At 69.0% G+C, this 23536-nt stretch carries 20 protein-coding genes; 8 read left to right on the top strand and 12 right to left on the bottom strand.

Annotation, left to right across the window (positions count from 1 at the left end; all coding sequences use genetic code 11):
- Positions 1-12 precede the first annotated feature (12 nt).
- The 8 genes from nusG to ACFYXU_RS04735 all read left to right on the top strand — a co-directional run bounded on the left by nusG (position 13) and on the right by ACFYXU_RS04735 (position 12670).
- The gene (gene nusG, locus ACFYXU_RS04770) at positions 13-894 is read left to right on the top strand and encodes a transcription termination/antitermination protein NusG (protein WP_329854467.1); all 882 of its coding nucleotides are present in this window, start codon (positions 13-15) and stop codon (positions 892-894) included.
- A gap of 158 nt (positions 895-1052) precedes the next feature.
- Entirely contained in the window at positions 1053-1487 is a 435-nt protein-coding gene (rplK, locus tag ACFYXU_RS04765) for a 50S ribosomal protein L11 (RefSeq protein ID WP_015035536.1), read from the top strand.
- Between the two features lie 79 nt (positions 1488-1566).
- The gene (gene rplA, locus ACFYXU_RS04760; RefSeq protein WP_329854465.1) at positions 1567-2295 is read left to right on the top strand and encodes a 50S ribosomal protein L1; all 729 of its coding nucleotides are present in this window, start codon (positions 1567-1569) and stop codon (positions 2293-2295) included.
- Positions 2296-2410: 115 nt separating this feature from the next.
- Complete coding sequence (locus tag ACFYXU_RS04755) at positions 2411-3337, top strand: hypothetical protein (RefSeq protein ID WP_389456484.1); 927 nt, start codon at positions 2411-2413, stop codon at positions 3335-3337.
- Between the two features lie 251 nt (positions 3338-3588).
- Positions 3589-4119, top strand: coding sequence for a 50S ribosomal protein L10 (rplJ, locus tag ACFYXU_RS04750; protein WP_030687887.1), 531 nt, complete (start codon positions 3589-3591; stop codon positions 4117-4119).
- Positions 4120-4231: 112 nt separating this feature from the next.
- Complete coding sequence (gene rplL, locus ACFYXU_RS04745) at positions 4232-4615, top strand: 50S ribosomal protein L7/L12 (RefSeq protein WP_073910766.1); 384 nt, start codon at positions 4232-4234, stop codon at positions 4613-4615.
- 548 nt (positions 4616-5163) lie between these two features.
- Positions 5164-8646, top strand: a complete 3483-nt coding sequence (gene rpoB / locus ACFYXU_RS04740; RefSeq protein WP_329854460.1) for a DNA-directed RNA polymerase subunit beta — start codon at positions 5164-5166, stop codon at positions 8644-8646.
- Between the two features lie 109 nt (positions 8647-8755).
- Positions 8756-12670, top strand: a complete 3915-nt coding sequence (locus tag ACFYXU_RS04735; protein WP_329854458.1) for a DNA-directed RNA polymerase subunit beta' — start codon at positions 8756-8758, stop codon at positions 12668-12670.
- 59 nt (positions 12671-12729) lie between these two features.
- Here ACFYXU_RS04735 and ACFYXU_RS04730 read toward each other — a convergent pair whose 3' ends face one another.
- The 12 genes from ACFYXU_RS04730 to ACFYXU_RS04675 form a co-directional block, all read right to left on the bottom strand.
- On the bottom strand, positions 12730-12993 hold the full coding sequence (locus ACFYXU_RS04730) for a hypothetical protein (protein WP_361393234.1): 264 nt from the start codon (positions 12991-12993) through the stop codon (positions 12730-12732).
- Positions 12980-13213 carry a hypothetical protein gene (locus tag ACFYXU_RS04725; RefSeq protein WP_329854454.1) on the bottom strand — a complete coding sequence of 78 codons (234 nt, stop codon included), beginning with the start codon at positions 13211-13213 and terminating at the stop codon, positions 12980-12982. The genes ACFYXU_RS04730 and ACFYXU_RS04725 overlap by 14 nt, the downstream gene beginning before the upstream one ends.
- Before the next feature lie 17 nt (positions 13214-13230).
- The gene (locus ACFYXU_RS04720) at positions 13231-14142 is read right to left on the bottom strand and encodes a peptidoglycan-binding protein (protein WP_376507475.1); all 912 of its coding nucleotides are present in this window, start codon (positions 14140-14142) and stop codon (positions 13231-13233) included.
- Positions 14143-14218: 76 nt separating this feature from the next.
- Positions 14219-14602 carry an ATP-binding protein gene (locus ACFYXU_RS04715; protein ID WP_329854451.1) on the bottom strand — a complete coding sequence of 128 codons (384 nt, stop codon included), beginning with the start codon at positions 14600-14602 and terminating at the stop codon, positions 14219-14221.
- A 16-nt stretch (positions 14603-14618) separates the two neighbouring features.
- Positions 14619-15188 carry a hypothetical protein gene (locus ACFYXU_RS04710; RefSeq protein ID WP_329854450.1) on the bottom strand — a complete coding sequence of 190 codons (570 nt, stop codon included), beginning with the start codon at positions 15186-15188 and terminating at the stop codon, positions 14619-14621.
- Positions 15188-16318, bottom strand: coding sequence for a hypothetical protein (locus tag ACFYXU_RS04705; protein ID WP_376507476.1), 1131 nt, complete (start codon positions 16316-16318; stop codon positions 15188-15190). The genes ACFYXU_RS04710 and ACFYXU_RS04705 overlap by 1 nt, the downstream gene beginning before the upstream one ends.
- Before the next feature lie 11 nt (positions 16319-16329).
- Positions 16330-17472, bottom strand: coding sequence for a hypothetical protein (locus ACFYXU_RS04700; protein ID WP_389407474.1), 1143 nt, complete (start codon positions 17470-17472; stop codon positions 16330-16332).
- A gap of 40 nt (positions 17473-17512) precedes the next feature.
- Positions 17513-18703 (bottom strand): hypothetical protein, encoded by a 1191-nt coding sequence (locus tag ACFYXU_RS04695; protein ID WP_376507479.1) that lies wholly within the window; start codon positions 18701-18703, stop codon positions 17513-17515.
- 39 nt (positions 18704-18742) lie between these two features.
- Positions 18743-19936, bottom strand: a complete 1194-nt coding sequence (locus ACFYXU_RS04690; RefSeq protein ID WP_389407473.1) for a hypothetical protein — start codon at positions 19934-19936, stop codon at positions 18743-18745.
- A 39-nt stretch (positions 19937-19975) separates the two neighbouring features.
- Positions 19976-20899 carry a phage distal tail protein gene (locus ACFYXU_RS04685; RefSeq protein ID WP_361393248.1) on the bottom strand — a complete coding sequence of 308 codons (924 nt, stop codon included), beginning with the start codon at positions 20897-20899 and terminating at the stop codon, positions 19976-19978.
- A 166-nt stretch (positions 20900-21065) separates the two neighbouring features.
- Positions 21066-22313, bottom strand: coding sequence for a tape-measure protein (locus ACFYXU_RS04680; protein WP_329854439.1), 1248 nt, complete (start codon positions 22311-22313; stop codon positions 21066-21068).
- Complete coding sequence (locus tag ACFYXU_RS04675) at positions 22310-23509, bottom strand: phage tail protein (RefSeq protein WP_389407472.1); 1200 nt, start codon at positions 23507-23509, stop codon at positions 22310-22312. The genes ACFYXU_RS04680 and ACFYXU_RS04675 overlap by 4 nt, the downstream gene beginning before the upstream one ends.
- Positions 23510-23536: the final 27 nt, after the last annotated feature.

Genomic DNA, 23536 nt, shown 5'->3' with positions numbered 1-23536 from the left:
GAAGCAGCCACCGTGTCTGACGCGAACCTGAACGACGCCTTCGAGTCCGAGTCCGCCGAGGACGAGCTGGACATCGTCGAGGCCGCCGACGAGGACGTCGAGGACGTCGAGGTCGACGCTGCTGAGGACGCTGCGGACGAGGACGTCGAGGCCGAAGAGGCCGCCGAGAGCGACGAGGACGAGACCGCCGGGGACGACGAGGACGAGACCGTCGTCGCCGACGAGGTCGAGGACGCCGAGGAAGAGACCGAGGAGGAGGCCGAGCCGGCCGCCCCGGTCGACCCGGTCGCCGCGCTCCGCGAGGAGCTCCGCACCCTCCCCGGCGAGTGGTACGTCATCCACACCTACGCGGGCTACGAGAAGCGCGTGAAGGCCAACCTCGAGCAGCGTGCCGTCTCGCTCAACGTCGAGGACTTCATCTACCAGGCCGAGGTCCCCGAGGAAGAGATCGTCCAGATCAAGGGCGGCGAGCGGAAGAACGTCAAGCAGAACAAGCTCCCCGGCTACGTCCTCGTCCGCATGGACCTGACGAACGAGTCCTGGGGCGTCGTCCGCAACACCCCCGGCGTCACCGGCTTCGTGGGCAACGCCTACGACCCGTACCCGCTGACCCTGGACGAGATCGTCAAGATGCTGGCCCCGGAGGCCGAGGAGAAGGCCGCCCGCGAGGCCGCCGAGGCCGAGGGCAAGCCGGCTCCCGCCCGCAAGCTGGAGGTCCAGGTCCTGGACTTCGAGGTCGGCGACTCGGTCACCGTCACCGACGGCCCGTTCGCGACCCTCCAGGCCACGATCAACGAGATCAACCCCGACTCGAAGAAGGTCAAGGGCCTCGTCGAGATCTTCGGTCGCGAGACCCCGGTCGAGCTGAGCTTCGACCAGATCCAGAAGAACTGATCTCACCGTCTTCCGACCAGGTCAGAGTGGCTGTCGCAGCCGCTCTGACCTGCTCGGTTTTTAGCCGCACGTCTATACCCGTTATCGTTGTGCGGTATGCCTCCATCCGGATGACCGGATGGCGGGCTGAACACTCTCACTAGGACCCGGAGAGAGCAATGCCTCCCAAGAAGAAGAAGGTCACGGGGCTTATCAAGCTCCAGATCAACGCCGGTGCGGCGAACCCGGCCCCGCCGGTCGGCCCCGCGCTCGGTCAGCACGGCGTCAACATCATGGAGTTCTGCAAGGCCTACAACGCCGCGACCGAGTCGCAGCGTGGCATGGTCGTGCCGGTGGAGATCACGGTCTACGAGGACCGCACCTTCACCTTCATCACCAAGACTCCGCCGGCCGCCAAGCTGATCCTCAAGGCCGCGGGTGTGGACAAGGGCTCCGGCGAGCCGCACAAGACCAAGGTCGCCAAGCTCACGGCCGCCCAGGTCCGCGAGATCGCCACGGTCAAGCTCCCCGACCTCAACGCCAACGACCTGGACGCCGCGTCCAAGATCATCGCTGGCACCGCCCGCTCCATGGGCATCACGGTCGAGGGCTGATCACCCCCCTCGTGACCTAGTGGTAGGGCCAGCGCCGGCCCGCACCACGACTCCACACCTGAACCAACAGGAGAAGAAGTTGAAGCGCAGCAAGGCTCTCCGCACTGCGGACGCCAAGATCGACCGCGAGCGTAACTACGCTCCTCTCGAGGCCGTCCGTCTCGCCAAGGACACCGCCACCACGAAGTTCGACGGCACCGTCGAGGTCGCCTTCCGCCTGGGTGTCGACCCGCGCAAGGCCGACCAGATGGTCCGTGGCACCGTGAACCTTCCGCACGGCACCGGCAAGACCGCCCGGGTCCTGGTCTTCGCGACCGGTGACCGTGCCGAGGCCGCGATCGCCGCGGGCGCCGACATCGTCGGCTCCGACGAGCTCATCGACGAGATCTCCAAGGGCAACCGCCTGAACGAGTTCGACGCCGTGGTGGCCACCCCGGACCTCATGGGCAAGGTCGGCCGCCTCGGCCGCGTCCTCGGCCCGCGTGGTCTCATGCCGAACCCCAAGGTCGGCACCGTCACCCCCGATGTCGCGAAGGCTGTCAACGACATCAAGGGCGGCAAGATCGAGTTCCGCGTCGACAAGCACTCGAACCTGCACTTCATCATCGGCAAGGTCTCCTTCGACGAGACGAAGCTGGTCGAGAACTACGCCGCGGCGCTGGAGGAGATCCTCCGTCTGAAGCCGTCCGCCGCCAAGGGTCGCTACATCAAGAAGGCGACCATCACCACGACGATGGGCCCCGGCATCCCGCTGGACTCCAACCGCACCCGGAACCTCCTCGTCGAGGAGGACCCGGCCGCGGTCTGAACCTCACCGGTTCACTGAGTGGTCAGGCCGGCCCCGCACCTTTCGAAGGTGCGGGGCCGGCTTTTTGCTACGGTTCAAAAGACCGCAAAGAACTGATCAAGGGTGGGGAACGCTCATGAACAAGTCCGCATGGAAGAGTGCGGGCGTCGCCCTGACGGCCATGGCCGTCGTGACGGGCGTCGCGGGCTGTCAGGACGGCGGAGACGCCAAGTCGGCACCCGAGAAGCAGGGGGCCAAGGCCGCCCCCGCACAGCAGGGCCAGGGGGAGGCCAGCAAGGTCATCCAGGCCGCGTACGAGAAGACCTCGGCCGCCAAGGCCGCCAAGGTCAAGATGACCATGACCATGGCCGGTGTCCCCGAGGGGTCGGGCACCGTCGAGATGACCGGCGTCCAGGGCTGGTCCCCGGCCGTCATGGACATCACCATGAAGGGCTCCATGCTGGCCGCGGGCAACCCCGGCGGCCCGGAGCAGATGCGCATGATCATGCTGGACCAGGTCATGTACATGGACATGGGTGCCGCGCAGGCCGCCGAGATGGACGGCAAGCGCTGGATGAAGCTCGACATGAAGGCCGCGGCCGAGGCCTCCGGCGACAAGGCGCTGCAGAAGCAGATGACCGGCGGCCTGGACAACATGAACCAGGACCCGGCCCAGCAGCTCGCCCTGCTCCTGGACTCCCCGGACCTGAAGCACGTCGGTGCCGAGAAGGTCAACGGCATGGAGACCCAGCACTACAAGGGCACGCTCACCATCGAGCAGATGCTGAAGGCCAACGAGTCGTCGAAGCTCCTCTCCAGGGAGGACCACGACAAGCTCATCGCCAACGTGAAGAAGGCGGGCCTCAAGGGCTACGAGACCGAGCTCTGGGTCAGCGACGAGGGCTACCCGGCCCGGATGGACGTCGGCATGACCATGGCCCAGGGCACGATGCGGATGCGCGCCGACTACAGCGACTACGGCACCAAGGCCGCCGTCGCGGCCCCGCCGGCCAAGGACACCGTGGACCTCTTCGCGATGCTGAAGGAGCTCGGCCAGGGCTGATTTGCCCGGAGCCGTACCCGTCACGTACGCTTCCCCAGAAGCCAAAGACCGCTGGTCGTTGCTGTGCCCCTACCGGGTGCGGTGGCCGAAGGATCCGCTGACAACGGACGACCCGCGCAGGTGACTGTGGAAGTGTTCCCGGACTTCATTGCCCGGTCGAGCAAAGCCCCGTGCGCCTGCGCCCGGGGCGTTTTGTATTGTCCAGCCCCCTTCTGAGCGGTCCTCATCACCCGGAAGGAGGCCGACGCACTATGCCGACGCCCAACAAGGCTGCATCGGTGGCCGAGCTCAAGGACGCGTTCCAGAGCTCCAACGCCGCCGTGCTGACCGAGTACCGGGGTCTCACCGTCGCGCAGCTCAAGACGCTGCGTCGCTCTCTCGGTGAGAACGCCCAGTACGCCGTGGTGAAGAACACGCTGACCAAGATTGCGGCCAACGAGGCCGGGATCACCGCACTGGACGAGCACTTCGCTGGTCCGACCGCGGTCGCCTTCGTCACCGGTGACCCGGTGGAGTCGGCGAAGGCCCTGCGTGACTTCGCCAAGGAGAACCCGAACCTCATCATCAAGGCCGGTGTCCTTGACGGTAAGGCTCTCTCCGCCGACGACATCAAGAAGCTTGCGGACCTCGAGTCCCGCGAGGTTCTGCTCAGCAAGCTGGCCGGTGCCTTCAAGGGCAAGCAGTCTCAGGCTGCCTCGCTCTTCCAGGCGCTGCCGTCGAAGTTCGTCCGCACCGCGGAAGCGCTTCGCGTCAAGCTCGCCGAGCAGGGCGGTGCCGAGTAATTCGGCTCGCGCATTGATCCGCGCCGCCTAGTGCGCGGGTCGTAGCGGGCCGTTACGCCCGCCTCTCTAGACACATCGGCACCTGCCGAGATTAGTGGAAGGATCGCCCATCATGGCGAAGCTCTCTCAGGACGACCTCCTCGCCCAGTTCGAGGAGATGACCCTCATCGAGCTCTCCGAGTTCGTGAAGGCCTTCGAGGAGAAGTTCGACGTCACCGCCGCCGCGGCCGTCGCCGTTGCCGGCCCGGGTGCCCCGGTCGCCGGTGCCGAGGCCGTCGAGGAGCAGGACGAGTTCGACGTCATCCTCGAGGGTGCCGGCGACAAGAAGATCCAGGTCATCAAGGTCGTGCGCGAGCTCACCTCCCTGGGCCTCAAGGAGGCCAAGGACCTCGTCGACGGCACCCCGAAGCCGGTCCTCGAGAAGGTCGCGAAGGAGGCCGCCGAGAAGGCTGCCGAGTCCCTCAAGGCCGCCGGCGCCTCCGTCACGGTCAAGTAAGACCGTTTCGAGTCGCTGTAGCTGACTCCTGCCCCCGTGTAACGCGGGGGCAGCGAAAGGCGATCACCCTTCTGGGTGGTCGCCTTTCGGCGTTCCCGGGACGGGCGTGGCGAGGGGCTTGAGGGGCGCGGGATGCGGAGTATGGTGATCTTCGCCGTGCGCCCCGCAGACCGGCGGGTCTTGACGAACCGCACGCAGCGCGCAATTCTCAGGACGCGTCGTCACAACGATCCGTATCCGAGGCATGGATCGACGACTGAACGGGCAGTATCGAGGTGCGCCGCACGGCGCGAGGTACCGCGGAGTTGAGAGCAACGAGGGTCGCGAATTATTCGCCCTGGACATCAGTGAGCCAAGTGGCTACACTGACCCTTTGCGCTGCCTGTTAGCTGCCCCCTGCCCGTCACCAGGGGCATACCTTCGCATCCGCTGCTCGGACCGACCCCGTCTGACCTGGCTCTTCGGCCATCTCAGGAAAAGTCTGCCGTGAAGCGATGCAGGGGACCGGTACGCGCGTAGTGAGTCCGAGCCCTCGGAAGGACCCCCTCTTGGCCGCCTCGCGCAACGCCTCGACCAATACGAACAACGGCGCAAGCACCGCCCCGCTGCGCATCTCCTTTGCAAAGATCAAGGAGCCCCTCGAGGTTCCGAACCTCCTCGCGCTGCAGACCGAGAGCTTTGACTGGCTGCTCGGCAACGCCGCCTGGAAGGCTCGCGTCGAGGCTGCCCTTGAGTCGGGACAGGACGTCCCCAGGAAGTCCGGTCTGGAGGAGATCTTCGAGGAGATCTCCCCGATCGAGGACTTCTCCGGGTCGATGTCGCTGACCTTCCGCGACCACCGCTTCGAGCCGCCGAAGAACTCGATCGACGAGTGCAAGGACCGTGACTTCACGTACGGCGCCCCGCTCTTCGTCACCGCCGAGTTCACCAACAACGAGACCGGCGAGATCAAGTCCCAGACGGTCTTCATGGGCGACTTCCCGCTCATGACGAACAAGGGCACCTTCGTCATCAACGGCACCGAGCGTGTCGTGGTGTCGCAGCTGGTCCGTTCGCCCGGTGTCTACTTCGACTCGTCGATCGACAAGACGTCCGACAAGGACATCTTCTCCGCCAAGATCATCCCGTCCCGGGGTGCCTGGCTGGAGATGGAGATCGACAAGCGCGACCTGGTCGGTGTCCGCATCGACCGCAAGCGCAAGCAGTCCGTCACCGTCCTCCTCAAGGCTCTCGGCTGGACCACCGAGCAGATCCTGCAGGAGTTCGGCGAGTACGAGTCCATGCGCGCCACCCTGGAGAAGGACCACACCCAGGGCCAGGACGACGCGCTGCTCGACATCTACCGCAAGCTGCGTCCGGGCGAGCCGCCGACCCGTGAGGCCGCTCAGACGCTGCTCGAGAACCTCTACTTCAACCCGAAGCGCTACGACCTCGCGAAGGTCGGCCGCTACAAGGTGAACAAGAAGCTCGGCGCGGACGAGCCGCTGGACGCCGGCGTGCTCACCACCGACGACGTCATCGCCACGATCAAGTACCTGGTCAAGCTCCACGCGGGCGAGACCGAGACGACCGGCGAGAACGGCAACGAGATCGTCGTCGAGACCGACGACATCGACCACTTCGGCAACCGTCGTCTGCGCAACGTCGGCGAGCTCATCCAGAACCAGGTCCGCACGGGTCTGGCTCGTATGGAGCGCGTCGTCCGCGAGCGGATGACCACCCAGGACGTCGAGGCGATCACGCCGCAGACCCTGATCAACATCCGGCCGGTCGTCGCCTCCATCAAGGAGTTCTTCGGCACCAGCCAGCTGTCGCAGTTCATGGACCAGAACAACCCGCTGTCGGGTCTGACGCACAAGCGTCGTCTCTCGGCGCTGGGTCCCGGTGGTCTGTCCCGTGAGCGGGCCGGCTTCGAGGTCCGAGACGTGCACCCGTCCCACTACGGACGCATGTGCCCGATCGAGACCCCCGAAGGCCCGAACATCGGTCTGATCGGTTCGCTCGCCTCGTACGGCCGCGTCAACGCGTTCGGCTTCATCGAGACGCCGTACCGCAAGGTCGTCGACGGCCAGGTCACCGACGAGGTCGACTACGTCACCGCCGACGAGGAGGACCGCTTCGTCATCGCGCAGGCCAACGCCGCGCTCAACGACGACCTGCAGTTCACCGAGCCGCGCGTCCTGGTCCGCAAGCGTGGCGGCGAGGTCGACTACGTCGAGCCGTCGGACGTGGACTACATGGACGTCTCGCCGCGCCAGATGGTGTCGGTCGCGACCGCCATGATCCCGTTCCTCGAGCACGACGACGCCAACCGTGCCCTCATGGGCGCGAACATGATGCGTCAGGCCGTCCCGCTGATTAAGTCGGAGGCCCCGCTCGTCGGCACCGGCATGGAGTACCGCTGCGCCACCGACGCCGGCGACGTGCTCAAGGCCGAGAAGGACGGTGTCGTCCAGGAGCTGTCGGCCGACTACATCACGGTCGCCAACGACGACGGCACGTACATCACGTACCGCCTGCACAAGTTCTCCCGCTCCAACCAGGGCACCTCTGTGAACCAGAAGGTCGTCGTGGACGAGGGCGACCGCGTCATCGAGGGCCAGGTCCTCGCCGACGGTCCCGCCACCGAAGACGGCGAGATGGCGCTCGGCAAGAACCTCCTCGTGGCGTTCATGCCGTGGGAGGGCCACAACTACGAGGACGCGATCATCCTGTCGCAGCGCCTCGTGCAGGACGACGTCCTCTCCTCGATCCACATCGAGGAGCACGAGGTCGACGCCCGTGACACCAAGCTCGGCCCGGAGGAGATCACCCGGGACATCCCGAACGTCTCCGAGGAGGTCCTCGCGGACCTCGACGAGCGCGGCATCATCCGTATCGGTGCCGAGGTCGTCGCCGGCGACATCCTCGTCGGCAAGGTCACGCCCAAGGGTGAGACCGAGCTGACGCCGGAGGAGCGCCTGCTCCGCGCGATCTTCGGTGAGAAGGCCCGTGAGGTCCGTGACACCTCGCTGAAGGTGCCGCACGGCGAGATCGGCAAGATCATCGGTGTCCGCGTCTTCGACCGCGAGGAGGGCGACGAGCTTCCCCCGGGCGTGAACCAGCTGGTCCGCGTCTACGTCGCCCAGAAGCGCAAGATCACCGACGGTGACAAGCTCGCCGGCCGTCACGGCAACAAGGGCGTCATCTCGAAGATCCTCCCGATCGAGGACATGCCGTTCCTGGAGGACGGAACCCCGGTCGACATCATCCTCAACCCGCTGGGTGTCCCGTCCCGAATGAACCCGGGACAGGTCCTGGAGATCCACCTCGGCTGGCTCGCCAGCCGCGGCTGGGACGTCTCCGGTCTCGCGGACGAGTGGGCGCAGCGCCTCCAGGCGATCGGCGCCGACCAGGTCGCCCCCGGCACCAACGTCGCGACCCCGGTCTTCGACGGTGCGCGTGAGGACGAGCTCGCGGGCCTGCTGAACCACACCATCCCGAACCGCGACGGCGAGCGCATGGTGCTCCCGACCGGTAAGGCGAGGCTGTTCGACGGCCGCTCCGGCGAGCCGTTCCCGGACCCGATCTCCGTCGGGTACATGTACATCCTCAAGCTGCACCACCTGGTCGACGACAAGCTGCACGCGCGTTCGACCGGCCCGTACTCGATGATCACCCAGCAGCCGCTGGGTGGTAAGGCCCAGTTCGGTGGCCAGCGCTTCGGTGAGATGGAGGTGTGGGCGCTGGAGGCTTATGGCGCCGCGTACGCCCTCCAGGAGCTGCTGACGATCAAGTCCGACGACGTGACCGGCCGCGTGAAGGTCTACGAGGCCATCGTCAAGGGCGAGAACATCCCTGAGCCCGGCATCCCCGAGTCCTTCAAGGTGCTCATCAAGGAGATGCAGTCCCTGTGCCTCAACGTGGAGGTGCTGTCCTCGGACGGCATGTCCATCGAGATGCGCGACACCGACGAGGACGTCTTCCGCGCAGCGGAGGAGCTCGGCATCGACCTGTCCCGGCGCGAGCCGAGCAGCGTCGAAGAGGTCTGACGGGAGTCCGGTCGGGGGCTCGGCGATTTCACCGCCGAGTCCCCGGCCGGCCCCAGGACCCCCGTATCAGACCCCAAAGCCTTACAACCCTGAGAGGGATTGACGCATAGTGCTCGACGTCAACTTCTTCGACGAGCTCCGGATCGGTCTGGCCACCGCTGACGACATCCGTCAGTGGAGCCACGGCGAGGTCAAGAAGCCGGAGACCATCAACTACCGCACGCTCAAGCCCGAGAAGGACGGACTCTTCTGCGAGAAGATCTTCGGTCCGACCCGGGACTGGGAGTGCTACTGCGGCAAGTACAAGCGCGTCCGCTTCAAGGGCATCATCTGTGAGCGGTGTGGCGTCGAGGTCACCCGCGCCAAGGTGCGCCGCGAGCGGATGGGCCACATCGAGCTCGCCGCTCCCGTCACCCACATCTGGTACTTCAAGGGCGTTCCCTCGCGCCTCGGCTACCTGCTCGACCTCGCCCCGAAGGACCTCGAGAAGGTCATCTACTTCGCGGCGTACATGATCACGTACGTCGACGACGAGCGTCGTACGCGTGACCTGCCCTCGCTGGAGGCGCACGTCTCCGTCGAGCGCCAGCAGATCGAGAACCGTCGCGACTCCGACCTGGAGGCCCGCGCCAAGAAGCTCGAGAACGACCTCGGCGAGCTGGAGGCCGAGGGCGCCAAGGCCGACGTGCGCCGCAAGGTGCGCGAGGGTGCCGAGCGCGAGATGAAGCAGCTGCGCGACCGCGCGCAGCGCGAGATCGACCGTCTGGACGAGGTCTGGTCGCGCTTCAAGAACCTCAAGGTCCAGGACCTGGAGGGCGACGAGCTCCTCTACCGCGAGCTGCGTGACCGCTTCGGCACGTACTTCGACGGTTCGATGGGTGCCGCGGCGCTGCAGAAGCGCCTGGAGTCCTTCGACCTCGACGAGGAGGCCGAGCGCCTCCGCGAGATCATCCGCACCGGCAAGGGCCAGAAGAAGACCCGTGCGCTCAAGCGCCTCAAGGTCGTCTCCGCGTTCCTTCAGACCGCGAACAGCCCCAAGGGCATGGTTCTCGACTGCGTGCCGGTCATCCCGCCGGACCTGCGTCCGATGGTGCAGCTGGACGGTGGCCGCTTCGCGACCTCCGACCTGAACGACCTGTACCGCCGCGTGATCAACCGCAACAACCGTCTGAAGCGTCTGCTCGACCTCGGTGCCCCCGAGATCATCGTGAACAACGAGAAGCGGATGCTCCAGGAGGCGGTCGACGCCCTCTTCGACAACGGCCGTCGCGGTCGCCCGGTCACGGGCCCCGGCAACCGTCCGCTGAAGTCCCTCAGCGACATGCTGAAGGGCAAGCAGGGTCGATTCCGTCAGAACCTGCTCGGCAAGCGTGTCGACTACTCGGCGCGTTCCGTCATCGTCGTCGGCCCGCAGCTCAAGCTGCACCAGTGCGGTCTGCCGAAGGCCATGGCGCTGGAGCTCTTCAAGCCGTTCGTGATGAAGCGCCTGGTCGACCTGAACCACGCGCAGAACATCAAGAGCGCCAAGCGGATGGTCGAGCGCGGCCGCACGGTCGTGTACGACGTCCTCGAAGAGGTCATCGCCGAGCACCCGGTGCTGCTGAACCGTGCGCCCACGCTGCACCGCCTCGGCATCCAGGCCTTCGAGCCGCAGCTGGTCGAGGGCAAGGCCATCCAGATCCACCCGCTCGTCTGCACCGCGTTCAACGCGGACTTCGACGGTGACCAGATGGCCGTCCACCTGCCGCTCTCCGCGGAGGCGCAGGCCGAGGCCCGCATCCTGATGCTGTCCTCGAACAACATCCTGAAGCCGGCCGACGGCCGTCCGGTCACGATGCCGACCCAGGACATGGTCCTCGGTCTGTTCTTCCTGACCACCGACGGTGAGCTCCGTGACACCAAGGGCGAGGGCCGCGCGTTCGGCTCCACGGCCGAGGCGATCATGGCGTTCGACGCCGGCGAGCTCGCGCTCCAGTCGGAGATCGAGATCCGCTTCCCCGTCGGCACCGTCGCTCCGCGCGGCTGGACCCCCCCGGTCTCCGAGGAGGGCGACGACCACGTCGGCGCGGCCGAGTGGCAGCAGGGCGACACCTTCCGTCTGCGGACGACCCTGGGCCGCGCGCTCTTCAACGAGCTGCTGCCCGAGGACTACCCGTTCGTCGACTACTCCGTCGGCAAGAAGCAGCTCTCCGAGATCGTCAACGACCTCGCCGAGCGCTACCCCAAGGTCATCGTGGCGGCGACGCTCGACAACCTGAAGGCGGCCGGCTTCTACTGGGCGACCCGCTCCGGCGTCACCGTGGCCATCTCCGACGTCGTCGTTCCCGAGGCGAAGAAGGAGATCGTCAAGGGCTACGAGGCGCAGGACGAGAAGGTCCAGAAGCAGTACGAGCGCGGTCTGATCACCAAGGAAGAGCGCACGCAGGAGCTCATCGCGATCTGGACCAAGGCGACCAACGAGGTCGCCGAGGCGATGAACGCGAACTTCCCGCGGACGAACCCCATCTTCATGATGGTCGACTCGGGTGCCCGAGGAAACATGATGCAGATGCGTCAGATCGCCGGTATGCGTGGTCTGGTGTCCAACGCCAAGAACGAGACGATCCCGCGTCCCATCAAGGCGTCGTTCCGCGAGGGCCTCACCGTCCTCGAGTACTTCATCTCCACGCACGGTGCCCGTAAGGGTCTCGCCGACACCGCCCTGCGTACCGCCGACTCGGGTTACCTGACCCGTCGTCTGGTGGACGTCTCGCAGGACGTCATCATCCGCGAGGAGGACTGTGGCACCGAGCGCGGTCTGAAGCTGCGGATCGCGGCCAAGGACGAGGCCGGTGTCCTGCGGAAGACGGACGACGTCGAGACCTCCGTGTACGCGCGGATGCTCGCCGAGGACGTCGTCGTCGACGGCAAGGTCATCGCGCCGGCCAACGTCGACCTGGGTGACGTGCTCATCGACGCCCTGGTCAACGCGGGCGTCGAGGAGGTCAAGACCCGTTCGGTCCTGACCTGTGAGTCCGCGGTCGGCACCTGTGCCTTCTGCTACGGCCGTTCGCTCGCCACCGGCAAGCTGGTCGACATCGGTGAGGCGGTCGGCATCATCGCCGCCCAGTCCATCGGTGAGCCCGGTACCCAGCTGACGATGCGTACCTTCCACACCGGTGGTGTGGCCGGTGACGACATCACCCAGGGTCTGCCCCGTGTCGTCGAGCTCTTCGAGGCGCGGCAGCCGAAGGGTGTCGCCCCGATCTCCGAGGCGGCCGGTCGCGTCCGCATCGAGGAGACCGAGAAGACCAAGAAGATCGTCGTCACCCCGGACGACGGCACCGACGAGACGGCGTTCCCGATCTCGAAGCGTGCCCGTCTGCTCGTGGGCGAGGGCGACCACGTCGAGGTGGGCCAGAAGCTCACCGTGGGTGCCACCAACCCGCACGACGTGCTCCGGATCCTCGGTCAGCGCGCGGTCCAGGTCCACCTGGTCGGCGAAGTCCAGAAGGTCTACAACTCGCAGGGCGTGTCGATCCACGACAAGCACATCGAGATCATCATCCGGCAGATGCTGCGCCGCGTGACGATCATCGAGTCCGGCGACGCGGAGCTCCTGCCGGGCGAGCTGGTCGAGCGGTCGAAGTTCGAGACCGAGAACCGTCGTGTGGTCACCGAGGGCGGTCACCCCGCCTCCGGCCGTCCGCAGCTGATGGGTATCACCAAGGCCTCGCTCGCCACCGAGTCGTGGCTGTCGGCGGCGTCCTTCCAGGAGACGACCCGAGTTCTGACGGACGCGGCGATCAACGCCAAGTCCGACAGCCTCATCGGCCTCAAGGAGAACGTCATCATCGGTAAGCTCATCCCGGCCGGTACGGGTCTGTCCCGCTACCGCAACATCCGGGTCGAGCCGACCGAGGAGGCCAAGGCCGCGATGTACTCGGCCGTCGGCTACGACGACATCGACTACTCGCCGTTCGGCTCGGGCTCCGGCCAGGCCGTGCCGCTGGAGGACTACGACTACGGTCCGTACAACCAGTAAGAGCGCATGACCGAAGGGCGGTCACCCCCACGGGGGTGGCCGCCCTTCGGCGTACCCGGCTATCGGGCGGCCAGCTCCCAGACCGCGACGAGCAGTCCGGCGCTCGCGGTGAGCGCGGCGATGCTGCTCAGCGGCCAGCGGGCGCGCTCCAGGGCGTCCAGGCGGGCCTCGTGGTCGGCGAGCTGGCGGTCGGTCTGGTCGCTGCGCTGCACGAGCAGCGCGAGGGAGCCGTCGACCCGGGCGAAGCCGGCCTCCAGGGTGCCGCGCAGCCGCTCCAGTTCGATGGCGACGGCGACCGGGTCGTTCGGCTCAGGCTCGGTCATCGGCACCTCCCGGGGTGGGGCGCAGCCAGGACGGCAGCAGGTTCTGCACCGCGTCGAGGGCCATCACCCGGGCCAGTCCGCCGGCGACGGCCAAGGCCCCGGCGACCCAGGGGAGGGTCGCGGGGACGCCGGAGGCGTCGACGAGGGCGGGGAGCACGACGGCGATGCCGACGGCGGACTGGAGGACGGTTCGGGCCGTGCGCTTGGCGGCATCGGACATCGGTCTGCTCCTCTGGGTCACTTCGTGTGGGGGACCTTCAGCGCGTTCCAGGACGCGGCGCCCGGGATGCCGTCGGCGTCGGTGCCGCGGAAGCCGAGCTTGTGCTGCCACTTGGCGTAGCTGAGCCGGTCGGCCTCGCTCCAGCGGGGGCTGGGGCCGACGGTGTACGCGGAGCAGCCCTCGGCGACGAGGCGGCGGCCCATGGCGGTGATGACCGGGGAGCTCGTCTCGCCGCGGAAGAACGAGGTGCCCGGGAAGGGCTGGAGGCGCGGGGTGGCGGGCTTCCCGGAATCGGGGGCGGGCCTGGCGGGAGCCTTGTTCAGCCGGGCCTGGACCCGGTCGCGCATCGTGGGCATGGCGAAGCCGCGGGGGTCGTCCTTCCAGTCCGACCACTCCTTGTGGCCGATGACCGAGCGGGCCCCCCAGCCGTGGGCCCGGCACAGGGCGGCGGAGACCCGTTCGATCGCGTCGAGCTGGGCGGGCGGCCAGGGGTCGGTGCCGTCGCCGAGGTTGACGCACTCGAAGCCGTAGAAGCGGGAGTTGCCGTCGACGGCGCCGGAGCTGCCCTGGTGCTCGCGCGGGGCGGGCGGCCGGTCGCCGTACGTCTCGCTCGTCACGGCCCGCAGGACGGACGGGTCGCCGCCGCCGGCGTGGTTGGCGCGGCCGTTCGCGACGAGGTGGACGCTGCCGTCCTTGGCGATGACGCCGTGGCACAGCGGGCCCGGGAGTCCCTCGTAGCCGTCGAAGCACATCTGGACGGTGTGGGCGGTGCCGGCGGAGACGGTGTGGTGGACGATCACGCCGGTGACCGGGCCCCAGGCGCCGACGTGGTTGCGGTGGTGGGTGCGCCAGCCGGGGTGTTCGACGACGGTGACGCCTTCGGCGCGGAGTGCGGCGACGAGCCGGTCCGCGGTCAGGGGAGTGGCCATCTGGTGTCCTCCGGACATGAAAAAGGCCCGCCGGAGATCCGGTCGGGCGGGCGTACGGGACGGGGCTCGGGCGGCGTTACGGGGCCGGGACCGGCGGCTCGGGCGGGGCCCAGGTCGCGCACAGGGCGGCGAAGGCGGCCCGGCGGGTCTCGAAGTCGGCCAGGGCCGCCGTGACCGCGCGCTGCACGGCGGTCTGGTCGGGGACGGCCGGGACGCCGTCGCGGGCGTCCACGACGATCAGGGCGGAGCCGCGCAGGAAGGTGTCGCCGGTGCCCCGCTCGGTGACCTCGGCGGTCACGTACACCGAGGGGTACTGCCCGGTCACCGGGTCGCGCTGGAGGGTGTAGCCCATGCTGTTGTCGTAGACGCGCACGGTGAGGGTGTGGGCGTCCTCGGTGACGACGGCGCGGCCCGCGTAGTCGATGGCCACGCCCCAGGGCTGGGTGGGGTCGATGTTCATGGGTGCTCCTCGGGGGTCAGGTCTGGGCGCCGTGGATGAGAAGCGGCTGGGCGTAGACCGTGCCGGCGCTCGCCATGGCCTGGATCTCGATCGTCATCGTCTGGCCGAAGCGGGTCTTCATGTCGCCCGGCAGCAGGCCGAGGTTGTTGTAGGTGGTGCCCGCGGTGACCGTGGGGCCGAACGGGACGTTGTCGACGAGGACCCGCACCTGGCCGGTGCCGCCGCTCGACGCCGCCGTGGCGAGGGAGAGCCGCAGCTTCGGCTGCCAGACGGGGTTCATGCAGCGGGCGATGGTGACGAAGGTGGGGGAGCTGGTCGACGGCCACTTGGCCGGGTCGCTGACCAGCGGCGGCATCAGCTGGAGCCAGGGCCGGGCCAGGCCGCCGGTCAGGATGTCGTCCGCGAAGATCTCGTGGTCGTAGCCGTCGAAGATCCGGAACAGCGGCCGGGTGATCGTGACGCCGCCGGTCTGCGCGGGGCGGAACTCGTTGACGGCGGGGCGGGTGTTGACGGCCGTGGACAGGGCCTTGATCCGGCGTTCCATCTGGTTGAGCCGGTCGATGATGTCCTCGGGCAGCTGGGGCATCAGGCCTCCTCGAGGTAGAGCTCGGCGGTGTCGGGACGCCCGCGTTCCGGCGGGGTGACCTTGACGCCGACGATGCGGTAGCGGGCGTCCAGGCCCTGGGAGTACCACTCGTCGGTGATCCGGATCCGGGCGACGCGGCCGAGCAGCGCCGGCGGGACGATCCCGCCGAGGTGGATGGAGACGGACGGGATCACCACGGCGCCGCGGGCCTGCTTGAGTTCCGTGGCGGCCACCGAGTCGAGCGCGAGCGGGTCGGTGATCTCGTTGTGGTCCGAGGACAGGTCGATCAGCGGCCAGCCGTCGACGAGCAGGTCGCTGGCGTACTGCTGGGTGGAGAAGATCGGCCGGGACTCGGCGGCCGCGTTGGCGTTGGTGGAGGCGCCGCGGGCCAGGGCGGTGGTGCCGCCGCGGGTGGCGTCGTACGGGAAGGAGTACGACAGGATGACGCCGGGCCGGTCGAAGACCAGGTCGGTCGCGCCGGTGACGATCTTGGGCTCGCCGAGGCGGAGCTGCCGGATCCGTGAGCCGGTGACCGGGTCGCGGTAGACGAGGATCTGGTACTCGAAGCCGTCCTCGGTGGAGGCGAGCTGGTCGAGCGCCTCCAGGTAGACGGTCTCGTCGCCCTTGCGCCAGGAGGCCGTCTTGCGGAACTTGGGGATCTCGTCGCCGAAGGTGATGCCGAGGCGGCGGGGGTCCTCGCCCTCGGGGGCGTCGGGGTAGGACTGGACGTCGAGCTCGCGCCAGAGCCGGCGGGCGATCTCCACCTGGTCGGTGGGGGTGTCGTAGGTGATGTCGGTCCGGATGCGGCGGCGTCCGGCGTACGAGTCGAAGGTGGCGGCCTGGATGCCGAGGGTCAGCACCCCCCGGCCGCTGGACTGGAGGGTGCTCGTCCAGACGATGCCGCCCCACCACAGGTCGCCGCCGCGCTCCAGGTAGACCGAGGTGCGGCCCTCGCGGACCTTCTTCACGCGGTCGGCGATGGCCTGGTCGGGGATGGGGATCGTGCCGGAGAGCGAGCCGGCCTTGCCGATGTAGTCGTCGAAGGAGACGTCCCGCAGCGGGAGGATGTCCAGCGTCTGGTCGGTGAGCAGGTCGCAGAAGATCGCCCGGTAGGGCGTGTCGATGGCCATCGGGGACCTCCTTACAGGACGTAGGTGGCGGAGACGCGGATGTTCCGGCCCGCGGCGAGGGCGCCGTTGGAGGACCAGGTGCGCAGGTTGACCTGGCCGCCGGTGGTGATGTTGGCGCCGCCGTCGCCGAAGCCGTCGCTGGCCGAGGCCTCGAAGTCCATGGAGGGGCGCCAGCCGGCGGGCAGGGTGCACAGCGGCTCGTCGGTGATGTTGCCCGCGCTGTCCGCGTTGACCTGCGCGCCGCTGCGGGTGACGGTGACCGTGATGGTGCACAGGCCGCCCTTGGTCCGGCGGCCGCTGAAGGAGACCAGCGACCAGTTGGCCAGGGCCGTGGCCCCGGAGGTCGTGGTCTCCACCTCGACCGGCGGCTGGTAGACCACCCAGGTGCTGCCGTTCCAGCGCTGGAGCTGGCCGCCGTTGTAGTCGCGGTACTGGCCGGTGTAGCTGCCGGTGGTGATCGTGCCGCTGGGCGCGATGCCGCCGATCTCCTTCGGGTAGGCGACCCAGAGGGTGCCGTCCCAGCGCTGGAGGAAGTGGGCGTTGTCGTTGTCCTGGTACTGGCCCGGGTAGGAGCCGGGGACGCCCGCGTTGTTGTAGACGGGCAGGATGCCGCCGGCGGACACGGTCGTGGTGCGCAGGTCGGTGGAGGCACCGCCGGCCCAGTCGATGCCGCCGGTGCCGGCGGAGGCGCCCTTCTTCACCTTCACCGTGAACAGGGTGAGGGAGCGGGCGGGCGCGGTCGGGGCGACGGGGGCGGCCGCCGGGGTGCCCTTGACGATCTCGACGCCGGCCTCGAACCGGCCGAGGGCGTCCACGTCGTTGTCGTAGACGCGCACCACGACCAGGTCGACGCGGTCGTTGAGCGGGTCGCCGTCGGCGAAGGTGATCGTGATGTCCTCGTCGAGGGCGACCGGGTAGGCGCCGTCGGTGGTGCCGCCCTGGACGACGGCCTTGCCGTGGTAGACGGTGGCCGTCATCGGGCCGGTGGAGCTCATCCACAGGCCGCCGACGCGGAACTTGCCGTCGTACGTGCCGGGCAGGACGCCGGACCTGACGCCGAGCGGGTTGACGGGGGTGGTGGCCCCGATGTTGGTGATGCGGGTGTTCTGGCGGGTCTGCCCGGTGGGCATCAGCCATCCGGAACGTACGGGCATGGGGGACTCCTGTCGGTGGGTGGGCCGGGGGCGCCGGGGGTCAGTACTGCGGGTCGACGCGGACGAACGCGTTGTCGTACCAGGACTGGGCGCCCGCGCTGTTGGCCACGAGCCGGTAGTGGAGGGTGAAGGTGTAGGTGAGGCCCGGGGTGAGGCCCGACAGGCGCCGGTTCATCGACAGCGTGCTGAAGTTCTCGTTCGAGCCGACCACCGCGTACTCGTCGTCCGGCTCCTGGACGACGGTGGCGCCCTGCGTGAGCCTCAGCGCGAGGTATCCGTAGTAGTCCTTGTGGGACCGCATCCGGGCGCCGAAGTTGACGATGACGGCCTTCGACGCCGGGGCGACGAAGGACACCTGGATCGGGCCCTGGGTCGTGTCGAGCAGGGTGCTCGTGTACGTGGTCGAGGTGGTGTAGCCCGCGTCCGTGAGGTCGGCGTAGAACGGGCCCGGGAACGCCGGCCGCCAGGTCGCCCCGTCGTAGCGCTGGAGTTCGCCGCCCGCGCCGTCCCGGTACTGGCCGGTGTAGCTGCCCTGGAGGGTGGAGGCCGAGCTCGGCACGATGCCGCCGACCGCCTCCGGGTAGGCCACCCACTTGCCGCCGTCCCAGCGCTGGAACTGGTTGTTGGCGGTGTCCTGGTACTGGCCGGGGTGGGCGCCCGGCAGGACCGGGCCGTCGACCGGGAGGATGCCGCCGAGGGAGACGACCGGGGTGCGCAGGTCCTTCAGGGAGGTGTTCCACGGGATGCCGCCGTTGCCCGCGCTGGCGCCGGCCGGGACCGTCACCTCGTACAGCGGGAGGCTGCGCGCCGGGGCCGCCGGCGCCTTGGGAGCCTGGCCGGGGACGCCCCGGACGATCTCGACCTTGGCCTCGTTGCGGGTGCTGCCGTCGTAGAGGTTGTCGTAGACCCTCAGGACGACCAGGTCGATCCGGCCGTACTGGGCGTCGCCCGCGGCGAAGGTGACCTGCTCGGAGGAGGGCAGGGCCACCGGGTAGACGCCCTGGGAGATGTCGCCCTGGATGACGGCCCGGCCCTCGGAGACCGTCGCCGTCATGGCGGAGGCCTTGTCCATCCAGAAGCCGGCCATCCGGTTCTTGCCGTCGTACGAGCCCGCGAGGATGCCGGACCGGACCTGGACGGGGTTGACCATCGTCGTCGCGCCGACCTGGGTGAGGCGGGTGTCCTCGCGGGTCTGGCCGGTCTCGGCGACCCAGCTGCTGCGCAGTGCCATGGGGGTTGCTCCAATCGGGAGGTGCGGTGGGAGGGGCGGTCAGGACCTGATCCACTGGGCGGACAGGTTGCTGGAGTAGCCCGAGCCGCCGAGGGTGCGGACGGCGGCGGTGTGGTTGTGGTAGCCGGCGAGCTGAAGGACGTTGCCCGCGGTGAGCTTGATCAGCCCCTGCCCGCCGACGGTGACGGCGCTGGCCGACGCCGGGGCCAGCCAGGTCATCCGGGGGACGCCGACGCCGCCGAGGGTGACCCGGGCGCCGCGGGCGCCGTTGGCGGAGTCGCCGTTCCAGGCGACATGGCCGGAGACCCGCCACCAGCCGGTGCGCGGGACGACGAAGCTGTCGGTGCCGTTCCAGCCGGTGAAGTCGTCGATGTCGACGTACTGGAGGGTGATCGGCGTCCAGGTGCTCGCCGGCACGCTCTGCATGGCGGTCTGCGAGGCGCTGAACAGGACGGCCGCCTTGCCCTCGGCGTACTGCCAGGCCGAGCCGTCCCAGCGCTGGAGGACGCCCGCGTTGTCGCGGTACTGGCCGGTGTAGCCGCCGGTCGTCATGGTGCCGTGCGGGGCGATGCCGCCGATGGGCTTCGCGTACGACACCCAGGCCGAGCCGTCCCAGCGCTGGAGCAGCCCGGCGACGTCCCGGTACTGGCCGGTGTAGGCGCCCTTGAAGCCGCTGGTCGGGATGATCCCGCCGAGCGCCGTCATCGGGTAGTGCAGGGTCGTGACGACGCCCGGGGTGGTCCACGCCACGCCGCCGGTGCCGGCCGAGGTGCCGGCCGGCACGGAGACGGTGTAGAGCGGGAAGGCGCTGCCGGGGCCCGAGGAGGGTACGACCGGGGTGGCCGAGGGGGTGCCCCTGACCACCCGGACGACGGCGTCCGTCGCGCCGCTGCGGTCGTACGCGTCGTCCAGCACGGCCAGTTCGATCAGGTCGATCCGGCCGAACTGCGGGTCGCCGTCCGCGAGGGTCAGGATCTCGGGGGCGGTCACCGCGAGCATGTACGCGCCCTGGGCGGTGTCGACGCCCTGGACGACGGCCCGGCCGGTGCCGATCGAGCACTGCATCGCCGCGGTGCCGGTCAGCACGAGCCCGCCGGGCACGATGCCGGGCCGCGAGCGCAGCGGAGTCTCCGCGGCGCTCTGCCCGTTGGGCGTGAGCAGCGCGGACAGCGCCAGCCGGGTGTCCTCGCGGGTCTGGCCGGTGGAGTGGAGCCAGGCGGCCCGTACGGTCATGGGTTCACCTCTTCTGTGCGGGGCGGGAAGGGGGCCGGATCACCACTCGGCGCTGCGCCAGCGGATCGTCATCAGCGCCTCCGGGGTCGCGGAGTCGGGGCGGAACGACAGCTCCGTGCGGCCCGGTTCGAGGAGGAACAGCTCCTCCGGGCTGGAGTCGGCCATCGCGGTGTGGCGGCGGGAGGCGGTGTTGTTGAGCGTCACCGTGCCGTTGGCGGTGTCGACGACGAGCTCGTCGCCGGCGGCCAGGTCGATGGCGTACCGGAGCCGGCGCTTGCTGCCCCGCTCGGTGACGGTCGGCATGGAGCAGGGGCCGCGGAAGACGATCACCGGGTGGGTGGCGGCGGAGCCGGTGTTCTCGGCGACGGCGTCGCCGGTGGACTTGGCCTGGCCCCAGTTGAGCGGCCAGACCAGCGGCCAGGTGAGGCCGGTCTCCGGCTGCGGGGGCGTGGTGGAGGCGCTCTGCTCGTTGACGGTGTAGCGGCGCGGGTCGGAGGCCAGCCACTGGATCGACATCCGGGAGCTGCCCTGGGTGGCGAAGCCCTGGTCCGCGGGGACCACGCGCTGGGCGATCCGGGCCCGCACGGCGAGGAGCTCGCCGTGCAGCCGGACGGTGAGCCAGCGCTCCTCGTCGAGGAGGGCGAGCGACTGGCGCAGGGCCCGGATGGCCTCGGCGGCGGCGTCGTACTCCGGCATCAGCACGATCGTCCCGCTGATCTTGCGCGGCTTGGCGTACCGGGAGCCGGGCCAGGCGCCGTGCGAGGTGGGCCGGTCGGCGTCGGAGGAGTCGTACTCGGGCAGGTCCTCCCAGCCCTGGAGGCCGGACCGGTCGACGTTGAAGGGCGTGCCGGGGCCGATGAGGAGCCCGGCCCACTGGATCTGCCCGTCCTGGGTGATCAGCGAGCCGGGCGCGAGGTCGGCGGTGAGGCTGTTTCCGGCGTAGGGGGCGGTGGTCTCGGCCATGGGGCCGTCACCTCACTTCTGAGGGGCTGTGGGTCTTCTGACGGTCTGTCGGTGGCGGGCCTCGGGGTGGGCGGTGCGCGGGGCTCAGCGGTGCGCGGGGCTCAGCCGTGGGCGGGGCGCGGGCCTCAGCCGTGGGCGGGGCGCGGGGCTCAGCCGTGGGCGGGGCTCAGCCGTGGGCGGCGAGGAGGAAGAGCAGGTCCTCGGCGGTCGACCTCGGTCCGGCGCCCGGGTCCTCGCGGAACTCCGCGATGCGGTGGGGCCGGCGGGGCGCCTCGGTGAGCGCCGGGACGCGCCGCTGTTCGAGCACGGTGAGCGGGTCGATGCGCGGCGCGCTGTCGGCGCCGGGGAAGACGACGCCGCCCTCGGCGAGCATCGGGATCTTGTCGAGGTCGACGCCGAACTTCTTGCCGAGGATGCTGAAGCTCAGCTTGTCGAGCCCGTCGATGATCCAGTTGGCGAAGGCGATCAGACCGTTGATCGGTCCCTTGACGACTCCCAGCACGGCGGTCAGGGCGCCCTTGACCAGCTCGCCCATGCCGTGCAGGGCCCTGCCGACCGCCTCGTTGGCGGTGCGGAAGAAGCCCGGGATCCGGTCGGTGAAGAAGGACAGGAACGGGCGGACCGCGTCCTTGACGCCGCCGATCGTGCGCGAGGCGATGCCGCGCAGGGCCTCGGTGGCGGAGGTGACGGTGGTGCGGACGCGGGAGATGCCGCTGATGCCGGAGCCGATGAGCTTCAGGGCCGTGGTGAAGACGGTGAGGTAGGCCTTGACGTAGGTCCCGACGGCCTGGCCGATCGCCTTGAGGACGGGCTGCAGGAACGTCCAGGCGGACTGGAAGCCCTTCAGCGCCTGCTGCATGACCTGCCGGATGATCTTCTGGCCGGTCTCGCTGTTCACCGCGTACTCGACGAGCCAGGCGATGACCGGTACGAGGATGCCGGCGAGGAACCCGAGCGGGTTGCCGCGCATGGCGAGGTTGACGCCGGTCATCGCGACGGAGGCGATCTCCATGACCGTGCCGTAGGTGTCCATCAGCTTGGCGAGGGTCCCGGCGAAGGGCAGCAGCGGCGCCAGGATGGTCAGGATCGCGCCCACCGCCGGGCCCAGCCGGCCCGCCGCGGTCCGGATCCTCCCGGCCGCGGCGCCGAGCTGCCGGAGGCCGGTGGCGGCCTTCGACCGCTGGATCCGTCCGACCGAGGCCGCCGCGCCGGAAGCGGTGCTCCCGAGGGTGCGTACGGAGGTGCCGGCGGTCCGCAGCGCGGTGGCGAACCCGGTGATGCCGCCGGCCGCCGCCTGGACGTCCTGCTTGAGCCGCCCGAGCGAGCCGTTGGCCGTCTCGGCGCCCTGCCGCAGGGAGGTCATCGTCGGCGTCATGCGGCCGAACGCCGGCATGCGGACGGCGACGGCACTCATCCGCGTGCCTTCGCCAGGTACATCAGTGCGTCCGCCGTGGACTGCGGGTCGCTGTCACGGGCCGCGTGGTAGTTCTCGATGTGCAGGCCCGCACCGCCGCCGCCGGGCTGCAACTGCGCCGACATCCGGGCCCGGCGGGCGGTCAGGGCGAGCAGCCGGTCCAGCTTGGACAGCGGCAGGACGGCCTCGGCCTCGCCGGCCTCGGCGAGGATCGCCGGGACACCGCCGCTGCGGGGCATGACGACGCCGCCGGTGGCGAGCATGGGGATGGTCGGGACGTTGACGCCGAAGGTCTTGCCGCCCACGACGGGGACCCAGCCGGGGACGCTGACCTTGACGCCGTTGACGGCCCGGATCATCCGGTTGATCAGGCCGATGACGGCGTTGACCGGGCCGGACACACCGCTCTTGATCCCCTCGAACGCCCGGGTCGCGATGCCCTTGAGGCCGTTCCAGATCGAGGACATCTTGTCCTTGACGGCGCTGAAGGCGTTCGGGATCGCGCTCTTGATCCAGTTCACCACCGGGGTGATGACGGACTTGATGCCGTTCCAGACGGTGCTGATCACGGTCTTGATCGCCTTCATCACCGTGGTGATGACCGTCTTCCAGATGTTGACGTAGGTCTTGATGACGGTGGCGACGGCCTTGACGACGGTGGAGATCGCCGACTTGATGCCGTTCCAGACCGTCTTGATCAGCTGACCGGCCTTCTGCATGATCGGGCCGACGGCCTTCATCACCGAGCTGATCACGGTCTTGATGGCGTCGAAGGCCTTCTTGAGGATCTTCTGCATCGTCTTCGACTGCATCGCCATCTCGACGATCTTCTCGATGAGCGGCATGAAGAGCTCGATCAGGCGGGCGAGGAGATTGCCCTTCATGGACTTGTTGAGCTTGTCCTGGCCCTTGGCGGCCTTGCCGGCGCCCGATTCGTACGTGCCCAGCTTCTTGCCGGCGGACTGGGCGGTCGTGCCGGCCTTCGCCATGGACCTCTCGGCCTGGTCCGAGGCCGTCTTGAGGTTCTTGAGCTGGGTGTTGGAGCCCTGGGCGTTGGTCCTGAGCGTCTGGAGCTGACCGGACGCGGACTTTCCGGCGTCGCCGACCTTCTTGACCGAGGTGCCGGCGCCGGAGGCCTGGGTCTTGAGGGTGCGCAGGGAGTCGGACGCGTTCTTGAGCGATCTGACGAGAGACATGGGTTACCTCCTTTCGTGGTGGGGTGG

Source organism: Streptomyces sp. NPDC002232 (assembly GCF_042890295.1).
In the GTDB taxonomy this organism is placed as follows: Bacteria; Actinomycetota; Actinomycetes; order Streptomycetales; family Streptomycetaceae; genus Streptomyces.
Note: the sequence above shows the minus strand (reverse complement) of the source record. Positions and strands in the feature narration are given on the sequence as shown.

Bases quoted from the DNA above. Each gene is read 5' to 3' on its own strand.
- rplK (WP_015035536.1), top strand. From the start codon at position 1,053: ATGCCTCCCAAGAAGAAGAAGGTCACGGGGCTTATCAAGCTCCAGATC.
- ACFYXU_RS04755 (WP_389456484.1), top strand. From the start codon at position 2,411: ATGAACAAGTCCGCATGGAAGAGTGCGGGCGTCGCCCTGACGGCCATG.
- rplJ (WP_030687887.1), top strand. From the start codon at position 3,589: ATGCCGACGCCCAACAAGGCTGCATCGGTGGCCGAGCTCAAGGACGCG.
- rplL (WP_073910766.1), top strand. From the start codon at position 4,232: ATGGCGAAGCTCTCTCAGGACGACCTCCTCGCCCAGTTCGAGGAGATG.
- ACFYXU_RS04730 (WP_361393234.1), bottom strand. From the start codon at position 12,993: ATGACCGAGCCTGAGCCGAACGACCCGGTCGCCGTCGCCATCGAACTG.
- ACFYXU_RS04725 (WP_329854454.1), bottom strand. From the start codon at position 13,213: ATGTCCGATGCCGCCAAGCGCACGGCCCGAACCGTCCTCCAGTCCGCC.
- ACFYXU_RS04720 (WP_376507475.1), bottom strand. From the start codon at position 14,142: ATGGCCACTCCCCTGACCGCGGACCGGCTCGTCGCCGCACTCCGCGCC.
- ACFYXU_RS04715 (WP_329854451.1), bottom strand. From the start codon at position 14,602: ATGAACATCGACCCCACCCAGCCCTGGGGCGTGGCCATCGACTACGCG.
- ACFYXU_RS04710 (WP_329854450.1), bottom strand. From the start codon at position 15,188: ATGCCCCAGCTGCCCGAGGACATCATCGACCGGCTCAACCAGATGGAA.
- ACFYXU_RS04705 (WP_376507476.1), bottom strand. From the start codon at position 16,318: ATGGCCATCGACACGCCCTACCGGGCGATCTTCTGCGACCTGCTCACC.
- ACFYXU_RS04700 (WP_389407474.1), bottom strand. From the start codon at position 17,472: ATGCCCGTACGTTCCGGATGGCTGATGCCCACCGGGCAGACCCGCCAG.
- ACFYXU_RS04695 (WP_376507479.1), bottom strand. From the start codon at position 18,703: ATGGCACTGCGCAGCAGCTGGGTCGCCGAGACCGGCCAGACCCGCGAG.
- ACFYXU_RS04690 (WP_389407473.1), bottom strand. From the start codon at position 19,936: ATGACCGTACGGGCCGCCTGGCTCCACTCCACCGGCCAGACCCGCGAG.
- ACFYXU_RS04685 (WP_361393248.1), bottom strand. From the start codon at position 20,899: ATGGCCGAGACCACCGCCCCCTACGCCGGAAACAGCCTCACCGCCGAC.
- ACFYXU_RS04680 (WP_329854439.1), bottom strand. From the start codon at position 22,313: ATGAGTGCCGTCGCCGTCCGCATGCCGGCGTTCGGCCGCATGACGCCG.
- ACFYXU_RS04675 (WP_389407472.1), bottom strand. From the start codon at position 23,509: ATGTCTCTCGTCAGATCGCTCAAGAACGCGTCCGACTCCCTGCGCACC.